At 67.8% G+C, this 25,687-nt stretch carries 22 protein-coding genes; 7 read left to right on the top strand and 15 right to left on the bottom strand.

What is annotated here, in order from left to right; all coding sequences use genetic code 11:
- Positions 1–96 precede the first annotated feature (96 nt).
- Both DWF00_RS25035 and DWF00_RS25030 read right to left on the bottom strand, forming a co-directional pair.
- Complete coding sequence (locus tag DWF00_RS25035; protein ID WP_114831572.1) at positions 97–1,620, bottom strand: globin-coupled sensor protein; 1,524 nt, start codon at positions 1,618–1,620, stop codon at positions 97–99.
- A gap of 151 nt (positions 1,621–1,771) precedes the next feature.
- Positions 1,772–2,395 (bottom strand): LbetaH domain-containing protein, encoded by a 624-nt coding sequence (locus DWF00_RS25030; RefSeq protein ID WP_114831573.1) that lies wholly within the window; start codon positions 2,393–2,395, stop codon positions 1,772–1,774.
- On the opposite strand from DWF00_RS25030, the gene phnN reads away from it, so the two are divergent.
- Entirely contained in the window at positions 2,394–3,008 is a 615-nt protein-coding gene (phnN, locus tag DWF00_RS25025) for a phosphonate metabolism protein/1,5-bisphosphokinase (PRPP-forming) PhnN (RefSeq protein WP_114831574.1), read from the top strand. The genes DWF00_RS25030 and phnN overlap by 2 nt on opposite strands.
- 178 nt (positions 3,009–3,186) lie before the next feature.
- Here the strand turns inward: phnN and DWF00_RS25020 are convergent, their stop codons facing one another.
- The 8 genes from DWF00_RS25020 to phnG all read right to left on the bottom strand — a co-directional run bounded on the left by DWF00_RS25020 (position 3,187) and on the right by phnG (position 10,076).
- Positions 3,187–3,882 carry a DUF1045 domain-containing protein gene (locus tag DWF00_RS25020; RefSeq protein WP_245974294.1) on the bottom strand — a complete coding sequence of 232 codons (696 nt, stop codon included), beginning with the start codon at positions 3,880–3,882 and terminating at the stop codon, positions 3,187–3,189.
- Positions 3,879–5,018: an alpha-D-ribose 1-methylphosphonate 5-triphosphate diphosphatase gene (locus DWF00_RS25015; RefSeq protein ID WP_114831576.1), complete on the bottom strand. Its 1,140-nt coding sequence runs from the start codon at positions 5,016–5,018 to the stop codon at positions 3,879–3,881. Before DWF00_RS25015 ends, DWF00_RS25020 begins: the two co-directional genes overlap by 4 nt.
- On the bottom strand, positions 5,018–5,716 hold the full coding sequence (phnL, locus tag DWF00_RS25010; protein ID WP_114831577.1) for a phosphonate C-P lyase system protein PhnL: 699 nt from the start codon (positions 5,714–5,716) through the stop codon (positions 5,018–5,020). Before phnL ends, DWF00_RS25015 begins: the two co-directional genes overlap by 1 nt.
- A 202-nt stretch (positions 5,717–5,918) precedes the next feature.
- A complete protein-coding gene (gene phnK, locus DWF00_RS25005) occupies positions 5,919–6,725 on the bottom strand; it encodes a phosphonate C-P lyase system protein PhnK (protein ID WP_114831578.1) in 807 nt (268 codons plus the stop codon).
- Positions 6,726–6,942: 217 nt separating this feature from the next.
- Positions 6,943–7,866: an alpha-D-ribose 1-methylphosphonate 5-phosphate C-P-lyase PhnJ gene (locus tag DWF00_RS25000; RefSeq protein WP_114831579.1), complete on the bottom strand. Its 924-nt coding sequence runs from the start codon at positions 7,864–7,866 to the stop codon at positions 6,943–6,945.
- Entirely contained in the window at positions 7,863–9,011 is a 1,149-nt protein-coding gene (locus DWF00_RS24995) for a carbon-phosphorus lyase complex subunit (RefSeq protein ID WP_114831580.1), read from the bottom strand. Before DWF00_RS24995 ends, DWF00_RS25000 begins: the two co-directional genes overlap by 4 nt.
- Positions 9,012–9,033: 22 nt before the next feature.
- Entirely contained in the window at positions 9,034–9,636 is a 603-nt protein-coding gene (gene phnH, locus DWF00_RS24990; protein WP_114831581.1) for a phosphonate C-P lyase system protein PhnH, read from the bottom strand.
- A complete protein-coding gene (gene phnG / locus DWF00_RS24985) occupies positions 9,636–10,076 on the bottom strand; it encodes a phosphonate C-P lyase system protein PhnG (RefSeq protein WP_114831582.1) in 441 nt (146 codons plus the stop codon). The genes phnH and phnG overlap by 1 nt, the downstream gene beginning before the upstream one ends.
- Before the next feature lie 84 nt (positions 10,077–10,160).
- On the opposite strand from phnG, the gene phnF reads away from it, so the two are divergent.
- The gene (phnF, locus tag DWF00_RS24980; RefSeq protein ID WP_114831583.1) at positions 10,161–10,931 is read left to right on the top strand and encodes a phosphonate metabolism transcriptional regulator PhnF; all 771 of its coding nucleotides are present in this window, start codon (positions 10,161–10,163) and stop codon (positions 10,929–10,931) included.
- A gap of 131 nt (positions 10,932–11,062) precedes the next feature.
- Here phnF and phnE (DWF00_RS24975) read toward each other — a convergent pair whose 3' ends face one another.
- The 4 genes from phnE (DWF00_RS24975) to phnC all read right to left on the bottom strand — a co-directional run bounded on the left by phnE (DWF00_RS24975) (position 11,063) and on the right by phnC (position 14,769).
- Positions 11,063–11,917, bottom strand: a complete 855-nt coding sequence (gene phnE / locus DWF00_RS24975) for a phosphonate ABC transporter, permease protein PhnE (RefSeq protein WP_114831584.1) — start codon at positions 11,915–11,917, stop codon at positions 11,063–11,065.
- Positions 11,914–12,795, bottom strand: a complete 882-nt coding sequence (phnE, locus tag DWF00_RS24970) for a phosphonate ABC transporter, permease protein PhnE (protein ID WP_114831585.1) — start codon at positions 12,793–12,795, stop codon at positions 11,914–11,916. The genes phnE (DWF00_RS24975) and phnE (DWF00_RS24970) overlap by 4 nt, the downstream gene beginning before the upstream one ends.
- Before the next feature lie 158 nt (positions 12,796–12,953).
- Positions 12,954–13,871, bottom strand: a complete 918-nt coding sequence (gene phnD, locus DWF00_RS24965) for a phosphonate ABC transporter substrate-binding protein (protein ID WP_114831586.1) — start codon at positions 13,869–13,871, stop codon at positions 12,954–12,956.
- A gap of 73 nt (positions 13,872–13,944) precedes the next feature.
- The gene (phnC, locus tag DWF00_RS24960) at positions 13,945–14,769 is read right to left on the bottom strand and encodes a phosphonate ABC transporter ATP-binding protein (RefSeq protein ID WP_114831587.1); all 825 of its coding nucleotides are present in this window, start codon (positions 14,767–14,769) and stop codon (positions 13,945–13,947) included.
- Positions 14,770–15,002: 233 nt separating this feature from the next.
- On the opposite strand from phnC, the gene DWF00_RS29920 reads away from it, so the two are divergent.
- Genes DWF00_RS29920 through DWF00_RS24950 form a run of 3 tightly spaced genes read left to right on the top strand, consistent with a single transcriptional unit; the run spans position 15,003 to position 20,612 of the window.
- A complete protein-coding gene (locus DWF00_RS29920; protein WP_245974292.1) occupies positions 15,003–15,818 on the top strand; it encodes an ImuA family protein in 816 nt (271 codons plus the stop codon).
- Between the two features lie 16 nt (positions 15,819–15,834).
- On the top strand, positions 15,835–17,310 hold the full coding sequence (locus tag DWF00_RS24955; RefSeq protein ID WP_245974336.1) for a DNA polymerase Y family protein: 1,476 nt from the start codon (positions 15,835–15,837) through the stop codon (positions 17,308–17,310).
- A complete protein-coding gene (locus tag DWF00_RS24950; RefSeq protein WP_114831589.1) occupies positions 17,307–20,612 on the top strand; it encodes an error-prone DNA polymerase in 3,306 nt (1,101 codons plus the stop codon). The genes DWF00_RS24955 and DWF00_RS24950 overlap by 4 nt, the downstream gene beginning before the upstream one ends.
- 48 nt (positions 20,613–20,660) lie before the next feature.
- Here the strand turns inward: DWF00_RS24950 and DWF00_RS24945 are convergent, their stop codons facing one another.
- Positions 20,661–21,275, bottom strand: coding sequence for a TetR/AcrR family transcriptional regulator (locus tag DWF00_RS24945; protein WP_181832820.1), 615 nt, complete (start codon positions 21,273–21,275; stop codon positions 20,661–20,663).
- A 144-nt stretch (positions 21,276–21,419) separates the two neighbouring features.
- Between DWF00_RS24945 and DWF00_RS24940 the strand changes: the two genes are divergently transcribed.
- Both DWF00_RS24940 and DWF00_RS24935 read left to right on the top strand, forming a co-directional pair.
- Positions 21,420–22,511, top strand: a complete 1,092-nt coding sequence (locus DWF00_RS24940) for an efflux RND transporter periplasmic adaptor subunit (protein WP_114831591.1) — start codon at positions 21,420–21,422, stop codon at positions 22,509–22,511.
- Complete coding sequence (locus DWF00_RS24935; RefSeq protein ID WP_114831592.1) at positions 22,508–25,609, top strand: efflux RND transporter permease subunit; 3,102 nt, start codon at positions 22,508–22,510, stop codon at positions 25,607–25,609. The genes DWF00_RS24940 and DWF00_RS24935 overlap by 4 nt, the downstream gene beginning before the upstream one ends.
- Positions 25,610–25,687: the final 78 nt, after the last annotated feature.

Genomic DNA, 25,687 nt, shown 5'->3' with positions numbered 1-25,687 from the left:
ATCCATCGTAAGGCTCAGCGCTCTATGATGGATCCCGGAGCTCCGCTTCGCTGCGTCCGGGATGACGGCGCTTGATTCTGGCAAATCACAGCAGGTTTAAGCCGCGCGGCGGCGTTCGCTCGCGCGTGGCGCCGTGGCCGCGCGGCCGGCTTCCTGGATGCGGAAGGCGGCGACGAGTTGGTTCAGCCGGTCGATCTGGCCGAGCAGGGTGCGGGCCGAGGCGGCGCTCTGCTCGGCCAGGGCGGCGTTCTGCTGGGTGATCTCGTCCATGTGGCTGACGGTCTGGCTCATCTCGTCGATGCCGCCAGCCTGCTCGCCCGAGGCGGTGGCGATCTCGGCGACGGTGCCGGAGACGCGCATCGAGGCGTCGACGATCTTCTCCAGCGTGTCGCCGGCGAGCCGCACGAGCTTGACGCCCTCGGCGACTTCGGCGTCGGAGGAGCCGATCAGCGCGGTGATGTCCTTGGCGGCGCCGGCGGAGCGCTGGGCCAGCGCACGCACCTCGGCCGCGACCACCGCGAAGCCCTTGCCGGCATCGCCGGCGCGAGCGGCCTCGACCGCGGCGTTGAGCGCCAGCAGGTTGGTCTGGAAGGCGATGCCGTCGATGACGCTGGTGATCTCGGAGATTTTCTGCGAGGCCTGCTCGATGCGGACCATCGCCTCGATCGCGTCCTTGACGATGGTGCCGCCGGTGCGGGCGACGGCGGCCGCGTCATCGGCGAGCGCGACCGACTGGCGCGAGGACTGGGCGGAGGTCTTGACCGAGGCGGCGAGCTGCTCGGTCGTGGCGGCGGTCTCCTCCAGCGCTGCGGCCTGCTGCTCGGTGCGGGACGAGAGGTTCTCGGCGCCGGAATTGATCTCCTGCGAGGAGGCGGCGATGGACGACGAGGTCGCCTTGATGGTCGCGACCATCTCGCCGAGCCGCTCCATGGCATGGTTGAAATGCTCGCGGATCTCGCCGTATTCGGCCGGGATGTCGTCGGCCATGCGATAGGTCAGGTCGCCGTTCGCAAGCGCGGCCATGCCGGCGCTGACGGACTTGACCGCCTTGTCGCGCTCCTGCGTCTTGGTCAGCTCGATGGCGCGGGCCTTGGCCTCGCTCTCGCGGCGGGCGGTCTCGGAGGCTTCGAGATAGACCGAGATGGCGTAGTCCATGTCGAGCAGGGTCGCCTTGACGAGGGCGCCGATCTCGGCAGCGCGCTCCTGGGCACCCGAGGCCTTGCCGCCGAAGCGAGTCTTCGGCCAGCGCGCTTCGAGCACCTTGCCGATGAGCTGCTCGAGCAGCAGGGCGTAGCCGCCGATATACCAGCGCGGCTCCAGGCCGATCCTGGCATGGACCTGGCCGATGCCGGTGACGGAGGCGACGAAGTCCTGGTCGAGCTTGCCCTTGGCCAGCGCGCTCCAATGGTTGAGCTGGCGGCTCTTGGCGCCGTCGATATGGGCCTCGCTGCTGAAGAAGGCCTTGGTCTCGGGGAAGGCGCGAATCTGGGCGTATAAGGCATCGAGCGCGCCGGGCAGCGCCGCGAGAATGGTGGGCTCGACTGCTCGGATGCTTTGCAGGGCATCCGGGCCGAGCTTCATGAAGTCGAGACGGCGAGCGAGATCATCGGTTTTAGTCATAGCCTGGTTCCCCCGAACCCCAATCCGCTGAGACCCTCAGCGCGTGGCGGGACCATCGGACAAAGATGGTTAACAACCAGCCAATTCCTGAAATATTACGGAGAGGAATTTGGTATTTTGCGCCTCTATGCCGCAGGGGAATCCGGAGGTTTTACTGCGCCTGGTAGCGCTCCAGGAACGCCTCGACGCTGAGGGTCCGGAAATCCGTCAGTGCGGCACGCAATTGCGTGTGATCCCAGTCCCACCAGGCCAGTCGTTTCAACCGTTCGGCGATGTCTTCGGGAAAGCGGCGGCGAACCGCCCGCGCCGGATTGCCGGCGACGATGGTGTAGTCCGGCACGTGCTTGGTGACGACGGCGCCGCCGGCGACGACCGCACCGATGCCGATCGAGCGGCCGGGCAGGATGATGGCGCCATGGCCGATCCAGACGTCATGGCCGATGGTCACCGGCGTCGAGCGGCGCCAGGCGAAGAACTCGGCATCGTCCTCGGCATCGTCGAAATAGGCCGAGGCCCGGTAGCTGAAATGCGACTGGCTCGCCCGCAGCATCGGGTGGTTGCCGGGGTTGATCCGGGTATGGGCGGCGATCGAGCAGAACTTGCCGATCGTCGTGTAAATGACATCGGCGTCATTCACGACATAGGAGTAGTCGCCGAGCGTCGACTCGGCGAAAGAGGTGCGCGCGCCGATTTCGGTGTAGCGTCCGAGCGTCGCCTGCCGCACCTTGGCGGTCGGGTCGATCACAGGGTCCAATCCGAGTTTCTTGCCCGCCATGTCGTCATCCTCTCAAGGTCTGGTCTCGCCGGCGGCTCAGCCGGCTGAAGGGGAAGGGGCGCTCGTCCTGGTCGTCGGGCCGTCCGGCGCCGGCAAGGACACGCTGATGGATGCGGCCCGCGCCGCGCTTGCGGGTGACGAGCGCTTTTCTTTCGCGCGCCGCCTGATCACGCGGCCGGCCATGGCCGGCGCGGAGGATCACGATAGCTGCGCCGAGACCGAATTCGCAGCCGCCGAGGCGCGCGGCGAACTGGCGCTGAGCTGGCGCGCGCATGGGCTCTGCTACGGCATTCCGGCTATGGCGCTGGGCGGCATCGCGCGGGGCCAGGTCGTGATCGTCAACATCTCGCGCGGAGAGATACAGGCGGCCGAGCGGCTGGCCGGGCGCGTCACGGTGGTCAACATCACCGCGCCGAACGCGGTGCTGGCCAGGCGGCTGGCGGCGCGCGGGCGCGAGAGCGAGGCCGACATCGCCGCCCGGCTGGCGCGCGAGGCGCCGCTGGCGACCGCGAGCGCCGAGCTGGTCTCGATCCAGAACGATCGCAGCGTTGCGGAGGCGGCTAACGAGTTCGTGGCGCTGCTGACTGGCTTGAGCCCGCTCGGAGGCCGCTAAAATCCCATTCCTACCGCCGTCATGCTCGGCCTTGTGCCGAGCGTCCACGTCTTGCGACGTGTCCGCGATAAGCGAAGACGTTGATGGTCGGGATGATCCTCGGGTCAAGCCCGAGGACGGCCATGACGGGTGAGGGCTGAGGCTCAAGGAACAAGCCTTATCGGGTCGCATCCAGCCCTTAGGCCAGCATGAAGCTGTCGAGCAGGCGGAAGCGGCTGCTGCGGCTGTCCTGCTTGAAGAGCGCGATGCGGTCGAGCGCGAACGGCCTGGCCTGGATCGCTTCGGCATAGGTCCGGGCCAGGGCCTGCTTCACCGGCGCGACCTTCTCATGCGGCAGCGAGCCGGTCAGCGTCATGTGGAAGCGGAAGGCATCGCCCACGTAAGGGTAGCCATAGGCTTCGAGATAGGCGCTTTGCGCGGGGGTCAGCGGGCTCTTCAGGCGGCGCTGGCGATCGGCTTCGCTCAGCGGGGCGCGGAAAGGCTCGAAGGCCTGGACCAGCGCGAAGGCGAAGCGCTGCAGCACCGTGCTCTCGGCCGAGGGCGTCAGGGCGACGAAGGAGCCGAGCGCGGCGACGCTGAGGCCCTCGAGGTTCACCCGTTCGAGGCCGGCGGCGTAGTTATGGGCGAAGGCGCGCAACTGGCCCTCGCTGCGGCCGTTGGCGATCTCGAAGGGCGCCTTCAGCGTGGCGTGGAAGCCGTAGCGGCGCGGCTCCTCGGTCAGCTCCGGCCAAGCTTCGGCATCGCAGCCTGGCGGGACGAGAGCGGGGATGTCCTCGCCGGTGATCGCGTCATAGCCCAGCACTGCGCTGCCGAAGCGCCAGAGGGCGCTGTCGGCTGCGGGAGCGTAGTAGAGGGCGTAGCGCGGGCTGGTCAAAATGCGCGCTCACCCTTCGACCAGACGCCGGCGAGTACCGGTGTGGCGCCGAGCGCCTTGAAGCGCACGATGTCGGCGCGCAGGCCGGGCTTGAGATGGCCGCGGTCCTTGAGGCCGAGGATGTCGGCGACCTTCCAGGTCACCATGCCCATCGCCTCCGGCAGGCTGACGCCATGCTTGTCGTGCAGCTTCAGCACGGCCTGGAGCAGGCTGGCCGGGACATAGTCGGAGGAGAGCCCGTCGAGCAGGCCCTTCTCGGCCAGCTCGACGACCGAGACGCCGCCGGAATGCGAGCCGCCGCGCACGACGTTCGGCGCGCCGGCAATGGTGGCGAGGCCACGCTGCTTGGCGGCCTCTGCAGCCTCGACCGTGGTCGGGAATTCCGAGATCACGGCGCCGGACGCGATGCCGGCCTCGACATGGTCGATCGTGGTGTCGTCATGGGTCGCGATCGGGATGCCGCGGGCCGAGAACATCTCGACGACCGCACCCCAGTTGCGCCCGACATTGTCGGCGCCCTCGCGCTGGCGCACGACGACGTCCTCCTCGAACTCGGCCTCGGTCTTGCCGTTGCCGACCGCATAGGTGCGCAGGTGCTCGATGTTGCGCCATTGGCGCTGGCCGGGCGTGTGGTCCATCAGCGATACCAGCTGGACGAGGCTGTCATCCTGATAGGGCTCGATGTCGCGCAGCAGGTCCGGGCTGGTCAGCTCGCAGCGCATGTGGATGCGGTGGTCGATGCGGAAGACGTTCTCGGCGATGCCGAGCCGCAGCGAGTTCATCACGTCGGCGAAGATGTCCTTGCGGTAGTCCTTGGCCGAGAAGGGCGTGCCGGCGCAGATCGCGTCGTAGACGGTGGTGACGCCGGCCGCGGCCATCTGCGCGTCATGGACCAAAGCCGCCGCGAGCCCGTTCGGCCAGAAGACCTTGGGCCGAGGCATGAAGTGCTTTTCCATGTTGTCGGTGTGCATCTCGACGAGGCCTGGCGCGACATAGTCGCCCTGCGCGTCGATCGCTCCCGGCAGCGCGGTGTTGCCCTGGTGGATGGATGTGATGCCGTTCTCGTCGAAGGCGATGGTGCCGGTGACGACCTCGTTCTCGAGAATCAGCTTGGCGTTGGTGAGAACGGTCTGCATCAGGCGGCCTTCCTGAAATCGGTGATGTCGAGATAGCGGGTGGCGACGCGCTCCCGTACGGCCTCGTCGTGGAAAATGCCAACGATTGCTGAGCCGGCTGCCCGTGCTTCGGAGATCAGCTCGACGACGACGTCGCGGTTGGCGGCGTCGAGCGAGGCGGTCGGCTCGTCGATCAGCATGATCGGCGAGGGATCGACGAAGGAGCGGGCGATGTTGACGCGCTGCTGCTCGCCGCCGGAGAAGGTCGCGGGTGCGAGATGCCAGAGGCGTTCCGGCAGGTTGAGCCTTGCCAGCATCGCCTTGGCGCGTTCGCTGGCTTCGTCAGCCGAGGCACCGCGGGCGAGCAGCGGGTCGCGGACGATGTCCAGCGCCGAGACGCGCGGGATGACGCGCAGGAACTGCGAGACGAAGCCGAGCGTGCGGCGGCGGATGTCGAGCACGGTGCGCGGCACGGCCGAAACGATGTCGATGGCGCGGCCGGCATGGGTGATGCGGATCTCGCCGGAGGTCGGGCGGTAATTGCCGTAGAGGATGCGCAGCAGGCTCGACTTGCCGGCGCCGGAGGCGCCCGCCAGCACCAGCGCTTCGCCGGCTTCGACCGAGAAATTGACGTTGTCGAAGACGGGCAAGCGCACTCCGCCCTGGTTGTGCAGGGTGAAGGTCTTGGCGACGTTTTCGACGAGAATCATCGTGGTCATGATCGCAATGCCTTGCGTGGTTCGGGTGACGCAGTTGTGACGATGGGGGATGAGCCGGACACCACACCCGCGCCGTCATCCCGGCCGCAGCGCAGCGGAGCGCCGGGATCCATCGTAGAGCGCCGGAGCTCTACGATGGATCCCGGAGCGGCGCCGCTTCGCGGCTTGTCCGGGATGACGGCGGAGGATGTGAAAGACCGGATCATACGCTGAGCACCGCCGAGGTGAGCAGCTGCGTATAGGCATGGTGGGGGTCGTCCAGCACCTGGTCGGTCAGACCTTGCTCGACGACATGGCCGTCCTTCATCACCATCAGCCGGTCGGTGAGCAGGCGGGCGACCGCGAGGTCATGCGTGACGATGATGGCGGCGAGGCCGAGGTCCCGCACCAGCACGCGCAGCAGGTCGAGCAGGCGGGCCTGGACGGAGACGTCGAGGCCGCCGGTCGGCTCGTCCATGAAGACGAGCTTGGGCTCGGAGACCAGCACGCGGGCGATCTGCAGGCGCTGCTGCATGCCGCCGGAGAACTGGCGCGGGCGGTCGTCGATGCGGTTCTCGGCGATCTCGACGCGGGTCAGCCAGTCGAGCGCGGTGTCGCGGATCTTGCCGTAATGGCGGTCGCCGCGGTCCATCAGGCGCTCGCCGACATTGCCGCCGGCCGAGACGTCCATGCGCAACCCGTCGCGCGGGTTCTGGTGGACGATGCCCCAGGCGGTGCGCATCAGGCGGCGGCGCTCCTGCTCGGAGACCGAGTAGATGTCGAGCGGCTCGCCCGAGCCGCGGAACAACACCTCGCCCGCGTCGGGCTTGTCGATGCCGGCGAGGCAGCGCAGCAGGGTCGACTTGCCCGAGCCGGATTCGCCGACGATGCCGAGCACCTCGCCGGGCCAGAGCTCGAAAGAGACATCGGCGCAGCCGATGCGCTCGCCATAGAAGCGGCTGATGCCGGCGACCGAGAGCAGCGGATCGGGATCGAGCGTGGCGTCGGGAGGGGGGACGTGGACGGTCATTGGCATGCACCGATTAGGGCAGTCGTTGAGGCGGACGGCTTCGACGCGCTTCCCTTCTCCCCCTGCGGGAGAAGGTGGCGCGAAGCGCCGGATGAGGGGTCGCGCAGGTCGGAATCGTAGGCGGCCTTGACGGGCGGAGGACCGGCAGCGTCGCGCAACCCCTCACCCCAGCCCTCTCCCGCAGGGGGAGAGGGGGCACGTTGAGGTTCACGGCGCTTCACGACTTCGCCTCCACCAGCCCGCTTGCCGAGGCGTCGGCCAGCATGGTGCCGCGATGGCCCTGCTCGCGCCGGGTCTCGCAATAGTGGCTGTCGGAGCAGACGAACATGCGCCCGCCCTGGTCGTCGGTGACGACCTCGTCGAGATAGCTGTCCTTGGCGCCGCAGAGGCCGCAGGGCTCGGCCCAGCTCTGGATGCGGAAGGGATGGTCCTCGAAATCGAGGCTGCGCACGCTGGTATGCGGCGGCACGGCGTAGATGCGCTTCTCGCGGCCGGCTCCGAAGAGCTGGAGCGAGGGCGACATGTGCATCTTCGGATTGTCGAATTTCGGGATCGGCGAGGGCGCCATGACGTAGCGGCCGTTGACGCTGACCGGATAGTCATAGGTCGTCGTCACCTCGCCGAAGCGGGCGATGTTCTCGTAGAGCTTGACCTGCATCAGGCCGTATTCGGCCCAGGCGTGCATCTTGCGGGTCTCGAGCTCGCGCGGTTCCAGCTTCCGCAGCGGCTCGGGCTGCGGCACCTGGTAGACCATGATCTGGCCCGATGTCAGCGGCGCCTCGGGGATGCGGTGGCGGGTCTGGATGATCGTGGCATCTTCCGTCATCTCGGTGGTGGTGGCGTCGGCGGTGCGTTCGAAGAAGCGGCGGATCGAGACCGCGTTGGTGGTGTCGTCGGCGCCCTGGTCGATGACCTTGAGCTTGTCGTCGGGGCCGATGATCGCGGCGGTGATCTGGATGCCGCCGGTGCCCCAGCCGCGGGCGAGCGGCATCTCGCGCGAGCCGAACGGCACCTGGTAGCCGGGCACCGCGACCGCCTTGAGCAGGGCGCGGCGGATCATCCGCTTCGTCTGCTCGTCGAGATAGGCGTAGTTATAGGCCGGCTTGGTATCCTCGCCGGGGATGCTCTGGTGGATGGTCATTCTGCGGCCTCCGGCAAGGGCTCGTTCTCGCGGGCGAGGCGCTGTTCACGCTCGCGGCGGATGCGGCGGATCAGTTCGAGCTCGCCCTGGAAATCGACGTAATGCGGCAGCTTGAGATGCTCGACGAAGCCGGCCGCCTCGACATTGTCGGAGTGGTAGAGCACGAACTCGTCCTGCTGCGCCGGGTACTCCGTCGCCTCGCCGAACTCGCGGCTCTTGAGCGCCCGGTCGACCAGCGACATCGACATCGCCTTGCGCTCGGAATGGCCGAAGCTGAGGCCGTAGCCGCGGGTGAATTGCGGCGGCACCTCTTTCGATCCGGCGAACTGGTTGACCATCTGGCATTCGGTCAGCGTGATCTCGCCGAGGTCGACGGCGAAGCCGAGCTCCTCCGGCACGAACTCGACAGAGACCTCGCCGACGCGGATCTCGCCGACGAAGGGGTGGGTGTTGCCGAAGCCGCGCTGCACGGAATAGCCGAGGCCGAGCATGAAGCCCTCGTCGCCGCGCGCCATCGCCTGGAGCCGGACGTCGCGGTCCGCCGGGAAAGCGATCGGCTCGCGGGTGAGGTCGAAGGGGCGCGGATCGCCCTCGGGCGGAACCTCCGCCTCCATCAGGCCTTCGGCGCCGAGGATGTCGGGCACGCGCGGCATGAAGGCGTCGAGGGGCGCCCTGTCCTTCTCCCCCTGCGGGAGAAGGTGCCCCGTAGGGGCGGATGAGGGGTCGCGCTGCGGCTCGTCATCCATCAGCGCGAAGTCGAAGAGCCGGTGGGTGTAATCGTAGGTCGGGCCGAGCACCTGGCCGCCGGGCAGATCCTTGTAGGTCGCCGACACCCGGCGGCGGATCGCCATCTTCGCGGTGTCGACCGGCTCGGTCGAGCCGAAGCGCGGCAGCGTCGTGCGATAGGCGCGCATCAGGAAGGCGGCCTCGATCGCGTCGCCCTGCGCCTGCTTCAGCGCGAGCGCCGCGAGGTCGGGATCGTAGAGCGAGCCCTCGTTCATGACGCGGGCGCAGGCCAGGCCCATCTGCTCGCGGATCTGCGCCACCGCGAGTTCCGGCACCGCCGCGTCGCCGCGGCGGGCTTCCGCAACGAGATCATGCGTGGCGAGGATAGCGGCCTCGCCGCCCTTGACCGCGACATACATTAGTAAAGCTCCCGGCGGGGCATCAGCGGACCTCCACGATTTGGGTCGAGCGCGGCAGGCCGAGGACGGCCTCGCCCTGGCTCAGGATCAGGTCGACGCCGAGCGGATAGAGCTCGGCATTGGCTGAAAACTCGGCCCAGAAGCCGGGGCGCAAGCCGATTGGCGCGATGTCGCGGCTGCCGGCGATGCCGGGGCCGGAGAGGGTGACGATATCGCCGCCGGCGAGGCCGGCGCATTGCACCAGCACGGTGGTCGAGCGGTCGGGAAACTGGTCGGTGCCGGGGTTGAAGTCCGCGAGCAGGGGAGCCTCGGCCGCGCCATCGATCACGGCGAAGCTGGCCTGCGCCGGCTCCTCGACCAGAGCCGCGCCGCAATGGAAGCGCAGCCAGGCGCCGGCCGGGCCGTCGCGCAGGGCGGCGGGCAGCCAGATCGGCGTCTCATAGTCGGCCAGCGTCAGCAGGGCGATGGCGGTGGCGGGCTCAAGGCCCTCCGGCGCGGCGAAGCCGGGCGCGACCTGCTGGATGAGGCCGGGTTCGGACAGCGCGGTCAGCAAGGCGCGGAAGGCGGCCTGCGACTGGAAGACCGGATCGGCGAAGCCGGGGCTGATGAGGTTTTCGCTCTGCATCACTCGCCCCGGACCATCGTGAAGAAGTCGACCTTGGTGGCGGCCGATTTGCGCGAGGCGAGCTCGCGTGCCGCCTGCTGCTGCGCCGCGAGCTCGGCGACGCCGCCATGCAGCGGGCCGGCTTCGGCCTCAGTCTGCAGCAACCCGTCGATCACGGCGGCGAGGCGCGCCTTGCGGCCGTCGCGGCCAAGAGCGTAGGAAAAGCCCATGGCGCCGTCATCGAGTCGCACGACGCAGCGCGTCACCGTCGCCTCGCCGAGGTTGAAGCGGCGGCCGGCGCCGCCGGCGCGGCCCTCGACCATGACGGTGCCGGTCTCCGGCGCCTTGAGGATCTCGTGGGAGGGCAGTTGGTCGATCTTGCCGGCAAGCGCCTCGATCTCGCCGCGCGAGGCGCGGGCCAATATTGCCAGCCATCGCTGCCTGTTGGATGTATCGCTCATAGACGCTCTCTGGTCAGGCCTAAATGTCTAGACTATAATAGGGTGACTGTCGGGAAAGGTCTATACATTTTGGATGAAATTTTGATGACGGATGCGACAGGCAGCGAGGCGGGCACGGCCTGGCGGCGCATCGCCGACGAGCTCGAGGCCGCGATCGGCCGCGGCGACTACCAAGAGGGCGCGACCTTGCCGTCCTCGCTGGCGCTGGCCGAGCGCTATGGCGTGCACCGGCACACCGTCCGGCAGGCCTTCCGGCATCTGGCCGATCGTGGGCTCGTCACCGTATCGCGCGGGCGCGGCACACAGGTGACGGCGCCGCGCTTCCCTTATCGCATCGGCCGGCGCGTCAGCATGCGCACCAATTTCGGCGCAGCCGGCATCTCCGTGGCGGGCTCGATGCTGGGGGCGGAGATCGTGGCTGGCGAGGCGGAGGCCTGCGCCGCGCTGCGGCTGGAGGAGGGCGCGCCGCTCTGGCAGGTCGAGGCGCTCAGCCTCGCCGGCGGCATCCCGGTCAGCACCGGCGTGCACCTGCTGCCGGTGGCGCGGTTTCCGGAGTTCGACCGGGTCTTCGTCGAGTCCGGCTCGTCGATCACCGCCGCCTTCAAGGCCTGCGGCATCCCCGATTACGTGCGGCTCTCGACGCGGCTTTCGGCGCGGATCGCCAGCGAGCGCGAGGCGCTGCTGCTGAAGATCGAGCCCGGCGCTGCCGTGATGGTGTCGAAGGCGGTCGATGCGCTGCCGGACCTGACGCCGATCCACCTGATCGACGGCATCTTTGCGGGTGAGCGGATGGAGATGGTGGTGGAGCCGTTCGGGGAGCTTCCTTCTCCCCCTGCGGGAGAAAGTGGCGCGTAGCGCCGGATGAGGGGGCGCGCAACGTTTCAGAATGCAGCGCCTGATATCCGCGACCTTCGGATAGGGCAGTGCGACCCCTCATCCGTCCGCTTCGCGGCCACCTGCTCCCGCAGGGGGAGAAGGGAAAGAACTCACACCGCCCGCTTGCCGATGATGGCGAAGCGCAGCTTGTTCGAGAGCAGGTCGATGACGCTCACCGCCGCCAGCACCAGCAGGATGACGAAGGAGGCCTGCTGCCATTCCAGCGTGCGGATGGTTTCGGCCAGATAGAGCCCGATGCCGCCGGCGCCGACGATGCCGATGATGGTCGAGGACCGGGTGTTCGACTCGATGAAGTAGAGCACCTGGCTGGCGATGACCGGCAGGACCTGCGGGATCAGGCCGAAGCGGATCTCGTGCAGCTTGCTGCCGCCGACGGAGGTGACGCCCTCGACCGGTTTCCTGTCGGCGGCCTCGATCGCCTCGGAATAGAGCTTGCCGAAGGCGCCGACATCGCTGGTCATGATCGCGAGCATGCCGGCGAAGGGGCCGAGGCCGACGACGTTGACCCAGATCAGCGCCCAGATCAGCGCGTCGACGCCGCGCACCGTGTCCATCGAGCGCCGCGCCAGGAAATGCACGACGCGGTTGGCGACGACGTTCTTGGCGGCGAGGAAGCCGAGCGGGAAGGCGAAGATCGCTGCCAGGATGGTGCCGAGGAAGGCGATGGCGATGGTCTCGAACAGCGCCTTGACGAAGACGATGGCGCGGGCGAACGAGCCCGGGTCCGGCGGCAGCATCAGCACGACGAAGGTGCCGAGATTGCTGAAGCCGTGAATGATGCGCCAGAGGTCGAGCTCGAAGGTGGTCAGCGCGTAGATGAACAGGGCGATCATTGCGGCGACGATGCCGGTCGTGATCAGGCGCGTCTTCAGCGAGCCGTCGATGGCGGCCTGGTGGCGGGCGACGAGTTCGGCGCGCTCGCTGGCGGAGAGGGCGAGGCTCATCGGCGGTGCTCCAGGCTGAGCAGGGCGTGGCGCAGGCGTTCGGTGCCGTAGTCGATCAGCATCACGGTGAGGATGATCAGGAACAGGATGGCGCTGACATCGGTGAAGTAGAACTTGCGGATGGCCTCGATCAGGTCCTGGCCGATGCCGCCGGCGCCGACGAAGCCCATGATCGAGGCGCCCCGCACGTTGATCTCGAAGCGCAGCAGCGCGTAGCTGGCGAAGTTCGACAGCACCTGCGGCACCACGGCGAAGCGCACCATTTGCCACCAGCCGGCGCCCGTCGCGGTCATGCCGTCGACCGGCTTCATGTCGATGTTTTCGACCACCTCGGAGAAGAGCTTGCCCATCGCGCCCATGGTGTGGATGGCGATGGCGAGCACGCCGGGCAGCGGGCCGAGCCCGAAGGCGATGACGAAGATCAGAGCGAAGACGATGTCGGGGACGGTGCGGCAGAATTCGAGGAAGCGGCGCGTGCCCCAGCGCAGCCAGCCGGTGCCGCCGAGATTGGCGGCGGCGGTGAAGCAGAGCAGGAAGCCGCCGATGGCGCCGAGGATGGTGCCGACATAGGCGATCAACAGGGTCTGCCAGAGCAGCTTGAGCCAGCCGTTGAGGCCCCAGTACCATTCCTTGAGATCGGCCAGGAAGGTCGCCGGCCGCAGCGTCGGCATGATCTCGACGATGTATTTCGGGAAGCGCCAGGCGTTCTCGGCGAACTTGCCCGGATCGACCTCGGCGCCGATCGCGGAGAGGACGATGCAGACGATGAAGATCGCGGCGCCGATCAGCGTGTGCCAGCGCTTTACCATCATCTCGCGACGATAGAGGTCGGCATGGGCGCGAATGGCGGGATCGTTGCGGTCGATCGCGAGGGTCATGGAGGGTCCGTCGCCGGGGAAATCTATAGCGGCGAGAATGCCGCTCCCCGTCATGCTCGCCCTTGTGGCGAGCATCCACGTCTTGGACACCGATTTCGATGAGCGAAGGCGTGGATGGTCGGCACAAGGCCGACCATGACGGGCAGAGGTACGAAGCCTTACGAGGACTTCTTCTTGCGCAGTTCGTCGACGAACTTGTTCAGCTCGATGATCGGGTCGTAGGCCTTGTTGTCGACGGCGACGAGCGGGCCCTGCTTGCCTTCATAGATCTTGTCGAAGGCAACCTTGTCCTTGGTCGCGATGTTGAGGACGGCGTCGCGGATCTTGGCGCGCAGCGCCTCCGGGAGGGTCGTGAGGTACGCCATCGGCGAGTTCACGATCTGCTCGGACTTGTAGATGATGCGGTAGTCCTCGGCCTTGGCCATGTTCTTGCGGGCCATGCGCAGCAGGTTCGATTCCTGCTCGTCGTTCCACCAGTTGGCGGCGATGTCGACGGTGCCCTGGCTGAGCGCGATGATCGCGTTCTCGTGGCTGCCGGTATAGACGACCTTCGAGAAGAAGGACTCGGGATCGATCTTCATGCTGTTCAGCGCGAAGCGCGGCACGTTGTTGCCCGAGGTCGAGTTCGGGTCGACGAGGCCGAGGTTCTTGCCCTTCAGGTCTTCGATCTTCTGGTAGGGCGAGTCCTTCTTCACGTAGAAGACCGAGTAGTAGCCCTTGGTGCCGTCGATGTTGGTCTCGATGGCGAAGGCGTCGATCTTGGCGCCGGTCATCAGGGCGCGGGCGAAGGAAGCGGGGCCGTACATGCCGATATGGATGTTGCCGGCGCGCTGGCCTTCGATGATCGCCGCATAGTCATTGGCGATGCGCAGCGTGACCTTGGTGCCGAGCTCCTTCGAGAGGTAGTTGATGAAGGGGGTGTAGCGCTCGACGACGCCGGAGGCGTTCTCGGCCGGGATGATCGCGAAGATCAGCTCGGGATACTTGGCCTTCCAATCTTCCTGGGCGAAGGCCGGGGCGGCGCCCGCGGCGAGGCCGGCAGCAGCCAGCTTGAGGGTATGGCGACGGGTCAGCATGGAGTTGCTCCTTTGAGGTCTGCTGGTTCAGGGTCTGCTGTTCAGACTTGGGCGTTCCCGGCGGAGGATCCGCTCAGGTGACGTTCTGCTTGGCGTTGGCGCGCTTGGCCTCGCTCAGCGCGATGGCGTCGAGCGCATCGAGCGCCTCGGCGCCGGCATCCTTGGCCTCGATGCCGTAGAGCTCGGCCGCGACCTCGCGGGTGAGCGCCTGCGGCACGTCGTCGAACACGACCTTGCCGCCGGCCATGCCGATCAGCCGGTCGCAGTACTTCGCGGCGATGTCGAGGTCGTGCAGGTTGCACATGACGGTGATGCCGTCCTCGCGATTGATGCGGAAGAGGGCGTCCATCACGACCTGGGTGTTGCGCGGGTCGAGCGAGGCGATCGGCTCGTCGGCGAGGATGATCTTGGGCTCCTGCACCAGGGCGCGGGCGATGGCGACGCGCTGCTGCTGGCCGCCGGAGAGCGTCTCGGCGCGCTGGGCGAGGAGATGGCCCATGTCGAGCCGCTCGAGCGCCGCGATGGCGCGGATCTTGTCGTCCTCGGAGAAGTTCTTGACCATCGTCAGCAGCGCCGAGCGGTGGTTGAGCCGGCCGAGCAGGACGTTGGTCAGCACGTCCAGGCGGCCGACCAGGTTGAACTGCTGGAAGATCATCGCGGTGTCGCGGCGCCAGGCCCGCAGGGCCGCGCCCTTGAGCGAGGTGACGTCGCGCTCCTCGCAGATGATGCGGCCGTCGCTCGGCTCGGCCAAGCGGTTCAGCATCCGGAGCAAGGTTGATTTGCCGGCACCGGAACGACCGATGACGCCGACCATCTCGCCCTTGGGGATCGTCAGCGAGATGCTGTCCACGGCGGCCTTGTCGCCGAAGCGCTTGGTCAGGCCTTCGATACGCAGCATGAACGGTCTCTCGTCCCGATGTGACTAGGCCAACCTGCGGACATGACTTGTCGCTGTCCGAGGTTTGACGCTCTTGCAGTGCGAAAATCGGTATCGAGGCGAGATGACAGGGCAGTGACAGCAGCAACCTCCGCTTAACCATCAGGCTCCCGGCGAGGCGGCCGCTCCCGTGTTGACTCTCCCGGCGGAGCGGAGTCATAAAGAACAAAATAGGAACATCAGGAGCTGGCGAGGTGAGCGAACAAGCCGTCACCACGCTGCGGCGGAGCATAGCCGGGCTGCAGAGCGCGGCTGCGTCGCTTGGCGGCGAAGCGGGCTTCAGCCTCGGCCATGACGCGGCCGACGCGGCTCTAGGCGCGCTTCGGCGCCATGCGCTGCATGAGGTCGTGGCGACCACATCGCAGGCGCCGGCGGCGTCGGGCTTCATCGCCGGCCTGCTGGCGCGGCTGGGGCGGCGGCCGATCGTCTGGCTGCGTCAGGATGCCGCCGGGATGGAGGGCGGGGAATTGCACGCGCCGGGGCTGGCGAGCTTCGGGCTCGACCCGGGCCGGGTGCTCTCGGTGAGGGGGCGCGATGCGCTCGCCGTGCTGAAGGCGGCTCAGGATGCCTTTCCGCGCGGCAATGACCGGCGCTCGGGCATCGGCGCGGTGGTGATCGAGCTGAACGGCGCGCCTGCCTGCCTCGACCTCACAGCCAGCCGGCGCCTGGCGCTGGCGGCGCGCGAGGCCGGGGTGACGGCACTGCTGCTGCGGCTGGGCGGCGGCGTCGCGCCGAGCGCGGCGATGATGCGCTGGGAGATTGCGGCGGCACCCTCGGCCGGACGGGTCAGGGCGCATGGGCCGGGCCGGCCGAGCTTTGCGGTCACGGTCTCGCGCAACCGCCATGGGGCGACGGGGCGCTGGCTGATGGAGTGGGATAGTCATGCGTACAGCTTCACTGAGCCGCTTCCTGTCGCTCTGGTTTCCGCGCCTGCCGATCGACCGGATCGGGCGCAGCCGGGGCGCGTCATCACCGGCCTCTGGCCCGCAGGCCGGCGGGCGGCCGGATGATCCTTGCCCTGTTGTTGTGGTGGGCAAGGCGAAGGGCGCCTTCCGCCTGACTTGCCTCGATGCCTTGGCCGAGCGGCTCGGGCTCGCCTCCGACATGGCGCTGGCCGATGCGCGGGCGATGATCCCGCGCCTCGACGTGGTCGAGGAGGACCTCGCCGCGGACGCTGCCCTGCTCGGCGCCATCGCCGACTGGTGCGACCGCTATACCCCGCTGGTCGCGCTCGACGAGACGGATGGCTTGCTGCTCGATATCTCCGGCTGCGCCCATCTCTTCGGCGGCGAGGCGGTGCTCGGGCGCGATTGCCTGACAAGGCTGAAGCGGCAGGGCTTTACGGTGCGGGCGGCCATTGCCGGCACGCCGCGCGCGGCCCGGGCGGTGGCGCGCTATGGAAGCGGCGGCATCATCGAGCCGGGCGGGGAGGGGGCGGCGCTGCTGCCGCTGCCGGCCGCGGCGCTGGGGCTCGACGGCGCGCGCCAGCATGGGCTCGCGCGCATGGGCCTGATTTACATTGCCGATATCGAGACACGGCCGCGCGCGCCGCTGGCCGCCCGCTTCGGCAGCGATCTGCTCGATCGGCTCGATCAGGCCTTCGGTCGGCTGCCGGAGGCGGTGACGCCGCGCCGGCCGCTGCCCGACTGCATGGCGGAGCGGCGCTTCGCCGAGCCGCTGGCGCATGAGGCCGGCATCCGGCTGGCACTGGCCGGGCTGGAGCAGAGCCTGTCGGAGATGCTGGAGGCGCGCGGCGAGGGGGCAAAACTGTTCGAGGCGAGCTTCTTCCGCAGCGACGGCGCGGTGCGCCGGCTCGGCATCGAGACCGGCCTGCCGCTGCGCGACGCAAAGGTGATCGACCGGCTGTTTGCGCTGAAGCTCGAGGCGCTGGCCGACCCGCTCGATCCCGGCTTCGGCTTCGACCTGATCCGCCTCTCGGCCGGGGCGACCGAGCGGCTGGCGGTCGATCAGGCTGCGCTTGCGACCGGCTATGACGATGATGTTCCGGACGAGGCTGCGGCCGAGCGGGCCCTGGCGGAGGTGGCCGACGCGCTCTCGGCCCGGCTCGGGCCGCAGCGTGTCAGGCGCTTCCTGGCGCAGGACACGCATGATCCGGTGCGCGCCGCGCTCGCCGTGCCGGCCTTGCACTATAATGAGACCGCGCGATTGGGGGCTCCGCCACCCTGGCCCGAGCCGGGCGCCGTGCCGGAGCGGCCTCTGCGCCTGCTGGCGCGGCCGGAGCCGATCGAGGTCCTGGCCGAGATTCCGGACGGCCCGCCGACGCGCTTCCGCTGGCGCCGCGCCGTGCATGACGTCGCCAAGGCGGAGGGGCCGGAGCGGATCGCCGCCGAATGGTGGCTGGCGACCGAGAGCCTGGCGCCGACGCGCGACTATTATCGCATCGAGCAGCCGGACGGGCGGCGCTTCTGGCTCTATCGCGACGGGCTCTACGGACCGGGAGTGAAGCACCCGCCCTGGTTCATGCACGGGTTGTTCGCATGAGCGCGGTCAACGACAATGGGCGGGTGAGGTTCGCGCTGGAGCCGCCGCCGCGCTATGCCGAACTCGCCGTAACCTCGAACTTCTCCTTCCTGCGCGGCGCCTCGCATCCCGAGGAACTGGTCAGGCGGGCGGCGGAACTCGGGCTGGCCGGGATCGGCATCGCCGATCGCAATTCGCTGGCCGGCGTGGTGCGAGCGCATGCGGAGATGCGCGAGGCCGGCATCGCCGCGACGGGGCTGACATTCGCCGTCGGCGCCCGGCTGGTCTTCGCCGACGGCACGCCGGATCTGCTCGCCTACCCTCAGGACAAGCCGGCCTATGGCCGGCTCTGCCGGCTGCTCACCAAGGGCAAGATGAAGGTCGAGAAGAAGGGCGAGTGCGTCCTCACCCTGGAGGACCTGCGCGAGTTCGCCGAGGGGCTGCTGCTGATCCTGATGCCGGAGCGAAGGCCGGATGCGGAGATCGCGGCGGCGCTTGTCTGCCTCGCAGAGTTTGCACGCGGCCGGCTCTGGCTCGGCATCGACATGCCGCATCACGGTGACGATCGGCGTCGCTCCGACCGGCTCGCCGTGCTCGCCGCCAAGGCGCGCGTGCCCTGCCTCGCAGTCAACGACGTGCTCTACCATGCGCCGGAGCGGCGTCCCCTGCAGGATGTGGTGAGCTGCATCCGCGAGCATGTCCCGATCGAGCGGGCCGGGCGCATGCTGGAGGCCCATGCCGAGCGCCACCTCAAGCCGGCTGCGGAGATGGCCAGGCTGTTCCGGCACGCGCCGGAGATGGTGGTGGAGACGCTGCGCTTCTTTGAACGCTGCCGCTTCTCCCTGGACGAGTTCCGATACGAGTATCCCGACGAGCCGGTGCCGGAGGGCAGCACGCCGCAGGGGCATCTTGGCTACCTGACCTGGGAAGGGGCCTGGCGGCGCTATCCCGGCGGCATTCCCCGCAAGGTGCAGGACTTGATCCGCAAGGAGCTCGCGATGATCGCGCGGCTGGGCTATGCGCGCTATTTCCTCACCGTCCACGACATCGTGCGTTTTGCCCGCGCACAGGAACCGCCGATCCTGTGCCAGGGTCGCGGCTCGGCCGCCAATTCCGCGGTCTGCTATTGCCTTTGGGTCACCTCAGTCGATCCCTTGGAGAGCGATCTGCTCTTCGCCCGCTTTCTCTCCGAGGAGCGCAAGGAGCCGCCCGATATCGACGTCGATTTCGAGCACGAGCGGCGCGAGGAGGTGATGCAATATGTCTTCGAGCGCTATGGAAGGCTGCGCGCCGGCATTTGCGCGACCGTGATCAGCTACCGACCACGCAGCGCCATTCGCGAGGTCGGCAAGGCGCTGGGTCTCAGCGAGGATGTCACCGCCGCGCTCGCCAATACGGTCTGGGGCAGCTGGGGCGATGGATTGCCGGCAAATCATGTCCGGCAGGCCGGGCTCGACCCGAGCAATCCGATGATCGCACGCGCCGTCGCGCTGGCGACGGAGCTGATCGGCTTTCCACGCCATCTCTCGCAGCATGTCGGCGGCTTCGTGCTGACGCGCGGCCGGCTCGACGAGTGCGTGCCGATCGGCTGGGGCGGGATGAAGGATCGCAGCTTCATCGAATGGGACAAGGACGACATCGACGCGCTCGGCATGATGAAGGTCGACGTGCTGGCGCTGGGCATGCTGACCTGCATCCGCAAGGCCTTCGATCTGATCGAGAAGCACGGAGGCAAAAGCTGGGAGCTGGCGACGATCCCGCAGGGTGAAAAGCCTGTCTACGACATGCTCTGCCGGGCCGAGGCGATCGGCGTCTTCCAGGTCGAGAGCCGGGCACAGATGAACATGCTGCCGCGACTGAAGCCGAGGAAGTTCTACGATCTCGTCATCGAGGTGGCGATCGTTCGGCCCGGCCCGATCCAGGGCAACATGGTTCATCCCTATTTGCGGCGGCGGAATGGGGAGCCAGTCCATTACCCCTCGCCTACGCATGGTGACGAGAACGAACTCAAAAAGGTGCTTGAGAAGACACTAGGCGTCCCGCTCTTCCAGGAGCAGGCAATGAGCATCGCCATGGTGGCGGCGAAGTTCACCGATGACGAGGCGAATGGCCTGCGGCGCGCCATGGCGACCTTTCGCAGTGTCGGCACGATCCATATGTTCGAGGAGAAGATGGTCGGGCGTATGATCGCGCGCGGCTATGACCCAGACTTTGCCAAAGCATGTTTCAACCAGATCAAGGGCTTCGGGGATTATGGCTTTCCGGAAAGCCATGCAGCCTCTTTCGCGCTGCTGGTCTATGCCTCGGCCTGGCTGAAATGGTTCCACCCCGCCGCCTTCAACGCCGCGCTGCTGAATTCGCAGCCGATGGGCTTCTATGCGCCGGCCCAGATCATCCGCTCGGCACAGGAGGCGGGCGTCGAGATTCGCCCGGCTGACGTCAACCTCAGCGATTGCGACAATACGCTGGAGCGGCGCGAGGACGGTGAGCTCGCGATCCGGCTGGGCTTCCGGCAAATCGAGGGCATTTCGAAAGCTCAGGGCCTGGCGCTGATGACGGCGCGCGGGCAGGGCTATGACAGTGTCGAGGCCTTGGCGCGACGCTCCAAGCTGCCGGTGCGGGCGCTGGTGGCGCTGGCCGATGCCGATGCTTTCGGCTCGCTCGGGCTGTCGCGGCGCGAGGCGCTCTGGCAGGTGCGGCGGCTGCCGGACGACAAGCCGCTGCCGCTCTTCGCGGAGAGCGACAGCGACGAACTCGGTGAGGAGCCGCAGACCCTGCTGCCGCTGATGCGGGATTCAGAGCAGGTCGTGGCCGATTACCAGCATCTGCGCCTGTCGCTGAAGGGCCACCCGATGCAGTTCCTGCGCGGGCTCTTCACTGGCGAGCGGGCGCTGAGCTGCGGGCAGTTGGCGACGGGGCGCGATGGCCAGCGCTGCCGGCTCGCCGGCATCATCACCGTCCGCCAACGGCCGGGCAGCGCCAAAGGCGTGATGTTCATGACGCTGGAGGACGAGACCGGCATCGCCAATGCCGTGCTCTGGCCAAAAACCTTCGAGCGCTACCGCCGGCAGGCGATGGGCGCGCGGCTGGTGCTGCTGGAGGGCCGGCTCCAGCGCAGCCCGGAGGGCATCGTCCACATGGTCGCAGAAAAGGTCGAGGACCGGACGCACGAACTGACGCGGCTCAGCGATGGGCTGCTGCAGCGGACGCTGGCGCGGGCGGACGAGGTGCGCAAGCCGGGGGAAGACCAGCGCGTGCCGCCACGCCAGCACACGCATCCGCGTAACGTGAGGGTGCTGCCGCGGTCCCGCGACTTTCATTGAAGTCGAGAATGCAGGCTCCGCCTCGTTGGGTTGGCGGCTTCTCGGTACTCACACGCCGCGCAGCAGCAACTCCACGCATGAGTGCACGTAGTCCCGGCGCTCGGCGACCGGGATCGCGGCGACGCCGAGCAGGCCGCGGATCTGGTGGAAGCCGCGCAGCATGCCGATGAACTGCTCCGCCAGCACCCGGGCCTCGGCTTCGGAGAGCGGCCTGGGCAATTCCTCACCCGATTGTGATCGTTGCGTCAGCAACGTTGCCAAATCATCGATCATCCGCGCCGCGCCCGCCTCATAGGCGGCGCGTCCCAGTTCGGGAAAGCGCGCGGCGGCGTTCATGACCAGGCGGTGCAGATCGAGCGAGGCGGGGTGCAGCATCATGGCCAGCGCATCGTCGCCGAGCTTGATCAGGACGCTGCGCAGATCGGCGCTCTTCTCGCGCGGCTGACGCAGCGGAATCGTCAGCTTCTCGGTCAATTCGACGCAAATCGCCTTGAACAACGCTTCCTTGTCGGCAAAGTGGCTGTAGATCGTCTGCTTGGAGACGCCGGCGCGATGGGCGATCTGGTCGAGGCTGGCGCGCTCGAAACCCTCGGCCAGGAACATCTCGGAGGCGGCCTGGGTGATGGCGTGATGCTTGTCCGGGCGCGACTTCTCGGCCGGCATGCATCTTGCCTTGGCAGAGGCCGTTTCAGAGTGCGGATCCGAGGCCGTTTCCGTCATGCTTCCGCCTTTGAAGCGATCTATTAAAACTAGACCGTCCAGTCTTGTTCATATAGGTAGTCTCGCCTTACCGGAGCGTCCAGTCTTATGAAGCGTCTCGTCCTTCTTCTCGTGATCGCCGGACTGGCAGGCGGAGGGTATTACGGCTACCGCAACTTCAAGGCGGGTCAGCCGGCCCCGGCACGCGCCGCGACCAATCCGCAGGTGCCCGCGATACCGGTCGAGGTCGGCAAGATCGAGATTGCGACCGTCAACGAAGAGGTCCAGGCGCTGGGCACGCTCGCAGCCGATGAATCGGTCGTGATCGCGCCGGAGATCGCCGGCCGCGTCGTCGCGCTGGGCTTCAAGGAAGGCGACCGCGTCGAGAAGGGCCAGGAGCTGGTCAAGCTCGACAAGGCCATTCTCGAAGCCGACCTGAAGCAGGCCGAGGCCGATCTCAGGCTGGCGCGCGACGCTCATGAGCGCAGCCGCTCGCTGGTGCAGCGCGGCTCCGGCACGCAGGTGGCGCTCGAACAGACGACGGCGCAGCTTGCGGTCGCCGAGGCCCGCTTGCAGCTCTCGCAGTCGCGCCTGGCGCTGACCGCCATCTCCGCGCCCTTCACCGGCGTGGTCGGCCTGCGCTCGGTCGGCGTCGGCGATTATGTCCCGGCTGGCAAGGAGCTGATCACGCTGACCGCGATCGACCCGATCAAGGTCGACTTCCGCGTGCCCGAGCTGTTCCTGAGCAGCGTCAAGGTCGGTCAGACGATCGAGGTCAAGGTCGATGCCGTGCCGGACCGCAGCTTCATCGGCCAGATCTTCGCGATCGACCCGGTCGTCGACATCAACGGCCGCGCCATCCGGCTGCGCGCCACCGTCCCGAACGCGAACCTGGTGCTGAAGCCCGGCCTGTTCGCCCGCATCAACATCATCGTCGACCAGCGCGAGAAGGCGCTGATCGTGCCCGAGACCGCCGTCGTGCCCGACGGCATGAGCAAGATGATCTACGTGGTCGAGGGCGGCAAGGCCAAGCGCATGCCGGTCGAACTCGGCAAGCGGATGCAGGGCAAGGTCGAGATCGTGAAGGGCCTGAGCCCGGCCATGCAGATCGTCACCACCGGCCAGATGCGCCTGCGCGACGGCGTCGCGGTCGCGGTCAAGAACGGGCCTGCGCCGGTGCAGACGAGCGCCACGGAATGAGCCTCTTCGCGCTCTTCGTCCGCCGGCCGGTCCTCTCGACCGTGCTGAGCCTGCTCGTCGTGCTGATCGGCTTCGTCTCGTACACGCGCCTGACGGTGCGCGAATATCCGAACATCGACGAGCCGATCGTCTCGGTGCAGACGACCTATCGCGGCGCCAGCGCCGAGATCATCGAGACCCAGGTGACGCAGATCCTGGAGAACTCGATCGCCGGCATCGAAGGCATCGAGATCATCTCCTCGACCAGCCGCCAGGAGCGCAGCAACATCTCCGTGCGCTTCCGGCCCTCGGTCAACCCGGACGTCGCGGCCTCCGACGTGCGCGACCGCGTCAGCCGCGTGCGCGGCCGCCTGCCGGACGAGATCGACGAGCCGATCATCGCCAAGGTCGAGGCCGACGCCCAGCCGGTGATGTACCTCTCGCTGACCAGCACGCGCCACAGCCCGCTCGAGCTGACCGACTTCGCCGACCGCTTCATCGCCGACCGCGTGCAGAACGTCACCGGCGTGGCGGAGGTCCGCATCATCGGCCAGCGCCAATATGCGATGCGCATCTGGCTCGATCGCGCCCGCATGGCCGCCTACAACGTCACGACGCAGGAGATCGAGGCGGCGCTGGAGGCGCAGAACGTCGAGATCCCGTCGGGCCGGATCGAGAGCAACAGCCGCGAGTTCACGGTGCTCTCGCAGACCAGCCTGGTCACGCCGGAGCAGTTCCAGCAGATCGTCATCAAGGACGTCAACAACTTCCCGGTGAAGCTGCGCGACGTCGCCAAGGTCGAGCTCGGCGCCCGCGAGGAGCGCAACGCCGCCTGGTTCTCGGGCAATCCCTCGGTGACGATCGGCATCGTCAAGCAGGCCACCGCCAATCCGCTCGACGTCTCCGCGGGCATCATCACCGCCCTGCCGGAGATCACCGAGGACCTGCCGGACGGCATGGCGATCGCGACCTCCTACGACACCTCGATCTTCATCGACCGCTCGATCGCGGCGGTCTATTCGACGATCGGCGAGGCGGTCGTGCTCGTCGTGCTGATCATCTTCATCTTTCTGCGCTCGGTGCGCGCGACGCTGATCCCGCTGGTCACGATCCCGGTCTCGCTGATCGGCGCCTTCGCGCTGATGTACATGCTCGGCTTCACCGTCAACACGCTGACGCTGCTCTCGATGGTGCTGGCGATCGGCCTCGTCGTCGACGACGCCATCGTCGTGCTCGAAAACGTGCACCGCCATGTCGAAGAGGGCATGGAGCCGAACAAGGCGGCGATCAAGGGCATCAACGAGATCGCCTTCGCCGTCGTGGCGATGACGCTGACGCTGGTCGCGGTCTACGCGCCGATGGCCTTCTCCACCGGCCGCACCGGCAAGCTCTTCATCGAGTTCGCGCTGACGCTGGCCGGCGCGGTGCTGGTCTCCGGCTTCGTCGCGCTGACGCTGACGCCGATGATGTGCGCCAAGCTGCTGCGCCACAGCGACAAGCACAGCTGGGTCTACAACCTGCTTGAGAGCGGCTTCGAGGGCTTGGCGCGCGGCTATCGCGCCTCGCTGCGCGGCGCGCTGGCGGTGCGGCCGCTGATCGTCCTGATCGCTCTTTGCGTCGCCGGCTCCAGCTATTTCCTGTTCACCAACCTGCGTTCGGAGCTCGCCCCGGTAGAGGATCGCGGCACGATCAACGGCATCGGCGTCTCGCCGGAGGGCGCCACGCTCAGCTTCACCGCCGATTATGCGCGGCAGGTCGAGAACTACTTCAAGAACATCCCCGAGGTGGAGAACTACCTCGTCATCGTCGGCTTTCCCGACGTGACGCGCGCCATCGCCTTCGCGCGCTTGAAGCCGTGGGAGCAGCGCCACCGCAAGCAGCAGGACCTCGTCGCCGAGATCAACAAGGGCCTGTCGCAGATCCCCGGCATCCGGCTCTTCGCCACCAATCCGCCTTCGCTGGGCGCAAGCGGCGGCGCCAACACCAAGCCGGTCGAGTTCGTGCTGCGCTCCTCGGAGCCCTACGCGCAGATCAAGGATTACGTCGACCAGGTCATCGCCGAGGCCTCGAAGTCGCCGGCGATGACCAACCTCGAATCCAACCTCATCCTCGACAAGCCGCAGATCAAGGTCTCGATCGACCGGCAGCGCGCCTCCGACCTCGGCGTCGGCGTCGACATCATCGGCCGCACCATGGAGACCCTGCTCGGCGGCCGGCAGGTCACCCGCTTCAACATGAACGGCGAGCAATACGACGTCGTGCTGCAGGTCGCGGGCTCCGACCGCGCGACGCCGCAGGCGCTGCAATCGATCTACCTGCGCGGCCGCAACGGCGCCGTGGTGCAGCTCTCCAGCCTCGTCTCGGTCGAGGAGAACGTGGCGCCGAAGGAGCTGATCCGCTTCAACCAGCTGCGCTCGGCCACGATCACCGCCGTGCCGGCGCCCGGCTATTCGCTCGGCGACTGCCTCACCGTGCTGGAGCAGGCCGCCGCCAAGGTGCTGCCGAAGACGGTGCAGATCGACTATTCCGGCCAGAGCCGCGAGTTCAAGCAGTCCGGCGCCTCGATCTTCATGGTGTTCCTGCTGGCGCTCGGCTTCATCTACCTGGTGCTGGCGGCGCAGTTCGAGAGCTTCGTCGACCCGATCGTGATCATGGTCTCGGTGCCGCTTTCGCTCACCGGCGCGCTGGCGGCGCTCTACTACAGCGGCGGCACGCTCAACGTGTACAGCCAGATCGGCCTGATCACGCTGGTCGGCCTGATCACCAAGCACGGCATCCTGATCCTCGAATTCACCAACCAGTTGCGTGAAGAGGGCCAGGAGCTGCGCGACGCGCTGGTCAACGCGGCCGAGCTGCGCCTGCGGCCGATCCTGATGACGACCGGCGCGATGGTGCTCGGCGCCGTGCCGCTGGCGCTGGCGCATGGCGCCGGCGCGGAGAGCCGCTCGCAGATCGGCTGGGTCATCGTCGGCGGCATGACCTTCGGCACCTTGCTGACGCTCTACGTGGTGCCGGTGGTCTACACCTACCTCGCCCGCAAGGAGAGGCCGGTGCACGGCGAGGACGAGGCGCACGGGCATGGCCACCCGCCTGCATCGCATCCGGCGCCGGCGGAGTGAGGCAACGGCGGTAAGCGGAGCGCGTCGTCCTTCGATTGATCCCTCGCCGTCATGGTCGGCCTTGTGCCGACCATCCAC

Source organism: Allobosea caraganae, from assembly GCF_003351345.1.
In the GTDB taxonomy this organism is placed as follows: Bacteria; Pseudomonadota; Alphaproteobacteria; order Rhizobiales; family Beijerinckiaceae; genus Allobosea; species Allobosea caraganae.
This window is presented reverse-complemented; position numbering and strand designations above follow the sequence as displayed.